The 6,936-nt window shown below is 34.4% G+C and carries 7 protein-coding genes, 1 tRNA gene and 1 rRNA gene; 4 read left to right on the forward strand and 5 right to left on the reverse strand.

Features of this window, described 5'->3' with window-relative positions:
* The first annotated feature begins 3 nt into the window (after positions 1 to 3).
* A complete protein-coding gene (locus tag ACYSNV_RS07565) occupies positions 4 to 1,164 on the forward strand; it encodes an MFS transporter (RefSeq protein ID WP_461761951.1) in 1,161 nt (386 codons plus the stop codon).
* 83 nt (positions 1,165 to 1,247) lie between these two features.
* Complete coding sequence (gene aspS / locus ACYSNV_RS07570; protein ID WP_461761952.1) at positions 1,248 to 3,002, forward strand: aspartate--tRNA ligase; 1,755 nt, start codon at positions 1,248 to 1,250, stop codon at positions 3,000 to 3,002.
* Positions 3,003 to 3,039: 37 nt separating this feature from the next.
* Here aspS and pth read toward each other — a convergent pair whose 3' ends face one another.
* The 3 genes from pth to ACYSNV_RS07585 all read right to left on the reverse strand — a co-directional run bounded on the left by pth (position 3,040) and on the right by ACYSNV_RS07585 (position 5,320).
* The gene (gene pth, locus ACYSNV_RS07575) at positions 3,040 to 3,606 is read right to left on the reverse strand and encodes an aminoacyl-tRNA hydrolase (protein WP_461761953.1); all 567 of its coding nucleotides are present in this window, start codon (positions 3,604 to 3,606) and stop codon (positions 3,040 to 3,042) included.
* A gap of 130 nt (positions 3,607 to 3,736) precedes the next feature.
* Complete coding sequence (locus tag ACYSNV_RS07580; protein WP_461761954.1) at positions 3,737 to 4,345, reverse strand: 50S ribosomal protein L25/general stress protein Ctc; 609 nt, start codon at positions 4,343 to 4,345, stop codon at positions 3,737 to 3,739.
* Positions 4,346 to 4,378: 33 nt separating this feature from the next.
* The gene (locus ACYSNV_RS07585) at positions 4,379 to 5,320 is read right to left on the reverse strand and encodes a ribose-phosphate pyrophosphokinase (protein WP_461761955.1); all 942 of its coding nucleotides are present in this window, start codon (positions 5,318 to 5,320) and stop codon (positions 4,379 to 4,381) included.
* 157 nt (positions 5,321 to 5,477) lie between these two features.
* Between ACYSNV_RS07585 and ACYSNV_RS07590 the strand changes: the two genes are divergently transcribed.
* Positions 5,478 to 5,557: transfer RNA gene (locus ACYSNV_RS07590), tRNA-Leu, on the forward strand.
* Positions 5,558 to 5,601: 44 nt separating this feature from the next.
* On the opposite strand, the gene ACYSNV_RS07595 is transcribed toward ACYSNV_RS07590, so the two are convergent.
* Positions 5,602 to 6,093 (reverse strand): DinB family protein, encoded by a 492-nt coding sequence (locus ACYSNV_RS07595; RefSeq protein WP_461761956.1) that lies wholly within the window; start codon positions 6,091 to 6,093, stop codon positions 5,602 to 5,604.
* Positions 6,094 to 6,215: 122 nt separating this feature from the next.
* On the opposite strand from ACYSNV_RS07595, the gene ACYSNV_RS07600 reads away from it, so the two are divergent.
* Complete coding sequence (locus ACYSNV_RS07600; protein WP_461761957.1) at positions 6,216 to 6,713, forward strand: regulatory protein RecX; 498 nt, start codon at positions 6,216 to 6,218, stop codon at positions 6,711 to 6,713.
* 95 nt (positions 6,714 to 6,808) lie between these two features.
* On the opposite strand, the gene rrf is transcribed toward ACYSNV_RS07600, so the two are convergent.
* Positions 6,809 to 6,918: ribosomal RNA gene (rrf, locus tag ACYSNV_RS07605) — 5S ribosomal RNA — on the reverse strand.
* Positions 6,919 to 6,936: the final 18 nt, after the last annotated feature.

The following is a 6,936-nucleotide window of genomic DNA, read 5'->3' on the forward strand; positions in this document are numbered from 1 at the left end:
CATATGAATAAAAGTTTACTCGCCCTTTCTGTTGGGGGGCTAGCTATTGGGATGACAGAATTCTCAATGATGGGACTACTACCCGAGATAGCAAATAACTTACAAATTTCAATTCCTCAAGCTGGTAATTTTATATCTATTTATGCTTTAGGTGTAGTAATTGGCGCACCTTTAATTGTGATGTTTGCTCATAAATATGCTCCTAAAAAAGTACTAATGACCCTTATGTTACTCTTTAGTGTTTGTCATGCTTTATTTGTAATCTCACCTAGCTACCATTTTTTATTATTGACAAGATTTATGTCTGGATTGCCGCATGGTGCTTTTTTTGGGATAGGATCTGTAGTTGCAACTCAATTGGCTGCAAAGGGAAAGCAAGCGCAAGCTGTATCGATCATGTTTGCAGGATTAACAACTGCTAACCTAATCGGTGTTCCATTAACCACATATATCGGCCAAGTAACTTCCTGGAGAACCTCCTATGGGTTAATAGCTACTTTGGGAATTTTTACAACAATTGCTATTTACTTTTGGATTCCTCAAATTGCCAAAAGTAATGATACTAAAACATCTAGCCAATTTGCTTTTTTTAAAACAAAACTTGCATGGGTTTTAATAGCCCTAATTTCAATTGGTACAGGTGGCTTATTTGCCTGGATGACCTATATTGCACCAATGATGACTCAAATGGCTTTAATTCCACAGGCGAATATTCCTTTGATAATGACTTTAGTTGGCCTTGGGATGTTTTTAGGCAATTTTGTTGGGGGAAAAATAGCAGATGCTTTTGAGCCATCAAAAGCTGTAATTATTTCCTTCTCTGCAATGGCTATTTGCCTTATTATTGTTTACTTTACAATTCACATTCAGTGGCTTGCCTATACAATGGCCTTAGTTACAGGTCTAGTTTCATTTACAATTGGTTCTCCTTTACAGATGATGCTAATAAAAAATGCAAAAGGTTCAGAATTACTGGCTGCTTCAGCAGGACAAGCTTGCTTTAATATAGGAAATGCTTTAGGTGCATTTTTAGGGGGAATTCCAATTGCTTTAGGTTTTGCAACAAATACTCCTGAATTAGTAGGTGCTGCTATGGCTATATCAGGAGCATTTTTAGCCTTTACGTTTATGAATATGCAAAAAAAGATAGCTACTGTTCAATAAAAGGCTTACTATTACACATATAATATTGCACAATGGTGCGTACCATTGGTAATAAGTTTATAAATTTGTAAAAAATTACAACAATGTTTAGAACACATAATTGCGGAGCGCTAAGAGCTTCCGATATAAATACAGAAGTTACCTTATCGGGGTGGGTAAGTAAACACCGCGATAAAGGTTTTATGATTTGGGTTGATCTTCGCGATCGTTATGGAATTACACAGCTAATTTTTGACGCAGATAGAACAAACAAAGAAGTTTTCGAAGCCGCAAAACATCTTGGACGAGAATTTGTTATCCAAGTTACGGGTAAAGTCATTGAACGTACTTCTAAAAATCCAAATATACCTACTGGAGACATTGAAATTTTAGTTGATTCTTTAAAGGTATTAAATCAATCAAGTGTACCACCTTTTACAATCGAAGATGAAACCGATGGAGGAGAAGACATTAGAATGAAATACAGATACTTAGATATACGTAGAAATCCTGTTAAAAACAATCTTTTATTTAGGCATAAGGTTGCACAAGAAGTGCGTAATTATTTATCTTCTAAAGATTTCTGTGAAGTTGAAACACCTTATTTAATAAGCTCAACTCCAGAAGGTGCAAGAGACTTTATTGTTCCCTCTCGTATGAATCCTGGTGAATTCTATGCTTTACCTCAGTCACCTCAAACTTTCAAACAACTTCTTATGGTTGGAGGTTTAGATAAATACTTTCAAATTGTAAAATGTTTCCGCGATGAAGATCTTCGAGCGGATCGACAACCTGAGTTTACACAAATTGACTGTGAGATGTCATTTGTAACGCAAGAAGATGTTATTCAAACTTTTGAAGGTATGACTAAACATTTACTTAAATCGATTCATGGCTTAGAACTTGGAGATTTCCCTCGTATGACTTATGAACAAGCAATGCGTAAATATGGGAATGACAAGCCAGATATTCGTTTTGGAATGGAATTTGCCGAACTAAACCAAATTGCACAACATAAAGATTTTAGCGTTTTTAATAATGCAGAATTAGTAGTTGGTATTGCTGTACCAAATGCAGCTTCATTCACAAGAAAAGAAATTGATGCATTAATTAATTGGGTAAAAAGACCTCAAGTTGGAGCCCAAGGAATGGTGTACTGTAAATATGAATTAGATGGTAGTTTGAAATCTTCAGTTGATAAATTTTACGATCAACAAGATCTTCAACAATGGGCTAATCTAACTGGTGCTAAACCTGGAGATTTAATTCTTATACTCTCTGGTGATGCTCAAAAAACAAGAACACAGCTAAGTGCACTTCGTATGGAATTAGGAAATCGATTAGGACTTAGAAAACCAAATGAATTCGCACCATTATGGGTAGTTGATTTTCCATTATTTGAATGGGATCAAGAAGCGGGAAGATTCTTTGCAATGCACCATCCATTTACCTCTCCTAAATTAGAAGATATTGCTCTTTTAGATACAGATCCTGGAAAAGTACGAGCTAATGCCTATGACTTAGTTTTAAATGGTAATGAAATTGGAGGAGGATCAATACGTATCCATGATAGAGAAACGCAGGAATTAATGTTTAAACATTTAGGATTTACTCCTGAAGAAGCTCAAAACCAGTTTGGGTTTTTAATGGATGCTTTCAAATATGGTGCTCCACCTCATGGTGGATTAGCTTTTGGACTAGACCGCTTAGTTGCAATTCTTGGAGGACAGGAAACAATAAGAGATTTTATTGCCTTTCCTAAAAACAATTCTGGTAGAGATATCATGATTGATGCTCCTTCTGCTATCAGAGAAGAACAATTACAAGAACTTCATATTCGAATAGAGAATAAAGAGTAAATAAAACTAAAAAGGAGTCCTACAAAGGACTCCTTTTTTATTTTCCATTAAAGTTATTCATAGCATTTGTTAGACCCGCTAATGCGAATTCTTGAACTGCTAAACTAGCTGTTTTTAATCGTTCTCCAAGTGCTTCTGTTTCTTGTGCATCCCAAGTCCCAAGTACATAATCAATTTGTTGCCCTTTTTTAAACTGGTCACTTATTCCGAATCTAAATCTAGGATATACAGAAGTATTTAGAATCAATTGCGTGTTCTTTAATCCGTTATGTCCTCCATCAGATCCTTTAGCTTTAATTCTTATAGTACCGAATTCTAAGTTCAAATCATCTGTAATTACTAATAAATTTTCTAAGGGAATGTGTTCCTTTTCCAGCCAATATTGAATCGCCTTACCGCTCAAATTCATATAAGTATTAGGCTTTAAAAGCAATAAAGTTCTACCTTTTATTCTTACTTCAGCCATTGATCCTAGCTTAACTGTTTGCCAATCAGCACTAAATTCCTTTGCTATTTGATCGACTACCTTAAAGCCAATATTATGACGTGTATGAATATACTCTGGGCCAATGTTACCAAGACCAACTATTAAAAACTTTTTCATGAATTGATTTATTATTTCCACTTCTTATACAAAAGTAAGTTATCTAATTCTGTTCTACAACTAATGTCATATTACAAAAAAAGCACCTGTATTACTACAGGTGCTAATAACAATATCTTTAAATAAGAAATTATTTTTTCTTTGGAGATTCTTTCGCTGCTTTTGCTGCTTCTTGAGCTGCTTTCATAGCCGCACGAGAGATTCTTACTTGACATACTACAGTATTGTCTGGGTGTAATAATTTAAAGTTATCAGTTTGGATATCTGTAACATAAAGTTTATTACCCATTTCTAAATTAGAAATATTAGCAACAACATAATCAGGTAAGTTTGCTGGTAAAGCTCTAACTTTTAACTTACGAGAGTTTAAGTTTAAAACCCCTCCGGCCATAACTCCAGGAGATTTTCCTTCAATTCTTACAGGTACATCTAAAGTAATTTCTTTATCCTCATGTAACTGATAAAAATCTATGTGTAAGATTCTGTCTGTAACTGGGTGGAATTGAATGTCTTGTAAAATTGCATTGAATTTTTTCCCTCCTTCTAATTCAATTACAACAGTGTGAACGTTAGGAGTGTATACCAATCCTTTGAACGCTTTTTCTTCTGCTGTAAAATGTACAGCTGGTTCAGTTCCTCCGTAGATCACGCAAGGTACCATTCCAGCATTACGTAAGGTTTTAGTAGCTACTTTACCTACGCTTTCTCTTTCTGATCCTTTTACTGTAATTGATTTCATCTCAATAAAATATTTAATAAATTAATAAATTTCTTACATTACAAATGTCTTACTAATAGACTCATTAGAGTTAACATTATGCATTACCTCGGCGAAAAGAGGTGCACAACTTAGCACTTTTATTTTCTCACAAGGTTTTTTTAGTGGTATTGAATCCGTTACTATTAATTCCTTAATAGCAGAGTCTTCAATTTTTTCATAAGCACTACCAGATAAAATGGCATGCGTACAAATAGCTCGAACACTTAAAGCTCCCTTTTCAATCATCATATCAGCTGCCTTAGCCAATGTCCCACCTGTATCAATCATGTCATCCACTAAGATAACATTTCGACCCCTTACATCTCCAATCAATTCCATTGTATCGATTACGTTAGCTTGCTTACGTTGCTTGTAGCAAATAACAACATCCGAACCAAGAAATTTTGAATAAGCGTAAGCTCTCTTACTTCCCCCCATATCCGGAGACGCAATAGTTAAGTTATCAATATTTAAACTCTTTACGTACGGTAAGAAAATAGTCGATGCATAAAGATGATCAACTGGCTTTTCAAAAAATCCTTGGATTTGATCCGCATGTAAATCCATTGTCATTATTCTTGTAGCTCCAGCACTTTCTAATAGCTTTGCTACTAATTTCGCTCCAATTGGTACCCTTGGTTTGTCTTTTCTATCCTGTCTTGCCCATCCGAAGTAGGGTATAACAGCAGTAATATGTCTTGCTGATGCACGCTTAGCTGCATCACACATTAATAACAATTCCATCAGATTATCTGATGATGGGAACGTTGAACACACTAAGAAAACTCTACGTCCTCTAATAGATTCTTCGAATGAAGGTTGAAACTCACCGTCGCTATAATGCGATAAGGTTACTTTTCCTAATTCCATCCCGTATGCTTTGGCAATCTTCTCTGCTAGCTCGACGCTTTGAGAACATGCAAAAATCTTTGCTTCTGGTTCGAAATTTGACATTTGTATAATTAGTTGTTATGTTGCTAGTTAAGGCTTAGCATTTTTTCTAAGCGTTTGCAAATTTATAAAATATAATTGAGTAAACGATTTTTTTTACTTTTTTCTTTGTAACTAAATTTTTTTACCTACATTTGTACTCACAAAGAAACAGTCACTAGCCCGGATGGCGGAATTGGTAGACGCGCACGACTCAAACTCGTGTTCCTTGGAGTGTGGGTTCGATTCCCACTCCGGGCACAAAGAAACCCTCTTTAATTGCAAAATTAAAGAGGGTTATTTATTTATATTTGATCCGCTGAAGGTCCGTACATACCTGGAATAGGTATATCTAATAATCTTAAATATACGCTTAATTGTCCTCTATGATGATATATATGATTATTGACAATAAATCGATTTGCTAGATGTTTTGGAAGATTCATTATTGAATGTTCGCCAGCTTTCAATTCCCACGTATCATCCCATTGAATATTCTTTTTTGTGCTATAAAGCTCTTTTATCTCTTGCTGATAATTATCTAAAACTTTAAGCAAATCCTCAGTTGTATTAATATCTAAGGCTTTATAATCCTTATGAAGATCAAAATTTTCGTCTTCTGCGATATTTTTTGTCCATAGAGTAAGCTCTACAACATGTTTTGCTAACTCTCCCAAAGACATCGATTTGTGATGAGGCTTCCACCCCCATTTGTCAGTTGGAACGCACTCTAACAACTTTCTAGTACTTTGTATCTCATTATCAAACTCAAGTAAAAAGTTTTCATTTGTATTCATAGTAAACTAATATTAATTATTTACCTTAAATTTACTACATATTTTTTCAACTCTAAAATCTTACAGCCATTCTTAGTTAGAACTGGGCTTAAATTTTTCTATTATTAAATTACCTATCCAATATGGACTACTATCAAAATAAATCTATACAATACTTAACTATCAATCAAGCCATAAAAAAACTCGAATACTTTTGTGCTTATCAAGAAAGAAGTCATCAAGAAGTAATCAATAAACTGTTCTCACTGAAAGTACCATTTGACCAACATGACCAAATTATTGTCCATTTAATTGAGAATAATTTTCTTAATGAAGAAAGATTTGCTCTAAGTTTTGCTAGAGGTAAACACAGAATAAATGGATGGGGGAAAAATCGAATTGTTTCCGAGCTAAAATTCAGAAATATATCTAATTACTTAATTAAAAAAGCACTTAGAGAAATAGATGATCAAATGTATCTTAAAACTCTACACGATATTGCATATGCAAGATGGTCTAGCATTAATGAAACATCCGTAGAAAAGAAAAAACTAAAATTACAAGGTTTTTTACATAGGAAAGGTTATGAGTATGACCTTATAAACGAAATCCTCTTAGACCTAGTTAAAAATGATAAATAGCCATACACTTTATAAAACACACGTATGTTTTTTATCTTAATCTAAGATTTAAGCCAAAAAAAAATCCCCAACATTTCTGTTGAGGATTCTTAAAAAAAGGGCGGTGTCATACTCTCCCACTGGTTAGCAGTACCATCTGCGCAAGCGGGCTTAACTTCTCTGTTCGAAATGGGAAGAGGTGAGCCCCGCTGCAATAACCACCCTAAATCGGTTGTCATCACTT

It is taken from the genome of Myroides sp. LJL119 (genome assembly GCF_054871605.1).